This window comes from Microcystis sp. M53603_WE2 (assembly GCF_030065435.1).
On the sequence record NZ_JASJFF010000072.1, the window covers coordinates 1 to 2,556 of the forward strand.

General features: G+C 41.0%; 1 protein-coding gene. It reads left to right on the top strand.

The features are described from left to right. Positions 1–494: 494 nt before the first annotated feature. On the top strand, positions 495–2,396 hold the full coding sequence (locus tag PX481_RS01760) for a M48 family metallopeptidase (RefSeq protein WP_002763291.1): 1,902 nt from the start codon (positions 495–497) through the stop codon (positions 2,394–2,396). The last annotated feature ends 160 nt before the right edge of the window (positions 2,397–2,556 follow it).

Genomic DNA, 2,556 nt, shown 5'->3' on the forward strand with positions numbered 1-2,556 from the left:
ATAAGTAAAACACTCTGGTTTTTGGCCATTATATCAAATCTTAACTCGATTGTCTATCTTTTGGTATTAACCTATTTGTGCCTTAAGTCCTTTCCTGTATGGGTTTCAGCTACTTTTGAGCGTAGTTGCTCTCATCGAATTTTATTTTAAGTTAATTATTTGCATAACAATTCCCGAAGAGCCAAAAAAATTAAACTAAAATCACCAAAATTCCGAAATCAAGAGGAAAGCCGCTGATGTTTTTCCATAAGGCAAAATCAGACTAAGCCGCTTTACCCCTCTGAATTGAGGAATTTTACCCCTACCCGAAAAATAGAACGGAACCTTGACAGCACGAATCATCACACCAGCACCTTTTCAGTGATCAGTTATCAGTTAAGTACCTAAGCAAAATTAATTACACATATCTAACCCCCCCCTTGCCTCTTGCATGAGTGCCTTTCTTCACTAGGAAATTTATAACGCATCTTTCGATAGTTAGTACAGTTATTTTTATGACAATCACACAGAAACAGTTTGATACATTAGTTGGAACGCTAGAAAAATTCTCGAAGGCACATCCTAGGAGTTATCGCCTACGAGTTGCCCTGTTTGCCATATTAGGGTACGCCTACATCTTTCTGGTGCTTGCTGGGCTGTTAACACTAATTGGATTAATTGTCTCATTTATTGTTTTCAGTCACCGTGTCAATTCTGTCATTATTAAGCTGGCTATTTTGTTACTAATTCCAGCATGGGTGATTGTGCGATCACTTTGGGTGACCGTCCCTGAGCCTGAAGGTTTGAAACTTAATCGTCATCAAGTTCCTAAATTATTCGCTCTAGTCGATGAGTTGACGACTAAACTCCAAGCTCCCCGATTTCATAACATCCTGTTAAATCAAGAGTTCAATGCAGCAGTCGTTCAAGTTCCACGACTGGGTATCTTTGGTTGGCAGGAAAACTATTTACTTTTGGGACTTCCCTTGATGCAGTCATTATCGCTGGAACAACTTAAAGCAGTTATGGCGCACGAGTTAGGGCATCTCTCTGGTAACCATTCTCGCTTTGCAGCATGGATTTATCGAATTCGCAAAACTTGGATGCAGATTTATGAACAGTTACATCAAAGCGATCAATCTGGAGCCTTTGTTTTATTTAATCGCTTTTTAGATTGGTATTGGCCTTCCTTTAATGCCTATTCTTTTACCCTGGCACGAATGAATGAGTATGAAGCTGATCGCTGTGCGGCTCAACTCACTAGCGCAAACAACACGGCTGAAGCTCTAATTAACATAGAAGTCAAAGCTCGTTTTCTGGAGAGTTCCTTCTGGTCAGATATCCAAAAACGGGCAGAGCATCAGGCTGATCCACCGAGCAATGCTTATTCATCTATGTTGACCGTTTTGCATAATCCAATTGCCGAAGAGGAGACCAAACAATGGTTAGAGCAGGCGCTTGCACAAAAAACCAGTTATGCAGACACCCATCCCTGTCTTGCTGATCGGTTAAAATCGCTGGGTTATCAGACTACTCAATTAGAAACGTTACCTCAACCCGCAACAATCCAAATAAGTGCAGCAGAACACCTTCTGGGAAAGATGATCTTACACAAATTTGCGAAACAGTTCGATCAAGATTGGAAAGCAGCCATATCGACACCTTGGCGACAGCGCTATGCATACCTACAGGAAACCAAAGACAAACTACGAGCATTAGATCAAAAAGCCCAAATGCAGACTCTGCCTGAACAAGAAGCATGGGAACGAGCCTATTACACCTTGGAATTACAAGGTGGTGAAGCAGCACTTCCCTTCTTACAAGACGTGTTAAAAATTCAGCCCGATCATGCAGAAGCAAACTATGCTATTGGACAAGTTTTTTTACACAAGGCTGATGCATCAGGCATTGCCCATATCGAAAAAGCCATAGAGCAAAGAGTGGATTGGGTCATAGCTGGCTGTGAGTTAGTTTATGGTTTTTTCTGTCAACAAGGTCAAACTGAAGAGGCTCAGAAATATCGCGCACGAGCTGAACAACATTATCAACTTTTACTAAAAGCTCAACAGGAAAGAGCTACTGTGGGTGATTACGATAGATTTCAACCTCACACTCTGAAAGCATTAGAGGTAAATGAACTGAAACAGCAGTTAGCTTGCTATCCGCAGGTTAAAGAAGCTTATCTAGTAGAGAAAGTGGTCAGGTACTTTCCTGAAAACCACTTCTGTGTTCTAGGGATTGTTCGTAAACGAGATTTGATTGAAAGTTCGGATGCGCCTCATAAATTAATTAACTTGCTCGTTACCAATTTACAGTTTCCTACTCAAGCCTATATCATCATCTTGAACCACGGCAGTTCTGATAAGCTCAAGAAAAAGATTTGTCAGATTCATCGGTCTTTAATTTTTCGACGTTAGTGGGACTTAAACGCTAAATAAAGATCAAATCGAGTATAATCGTTAAAGAGTAAGCACTTTACGTTGAAAGATCAGCGATGAAAGAGACAACCCCAGCCGCAATGCCCCCATGCTTTGACCGATGGTGTCGGCGGTTTGACAATTGCTTCAAAAACGAAGC

What these genes read in the sequence shown, in the direction of transcription:
- PX481_RS01760 (WP_002763291.1), top strand. Translation starts at nt 495, where the DNA reads ATGACAATCACACAGAAACAGTTTGATACATTAGTTGGAACGCTAGAA.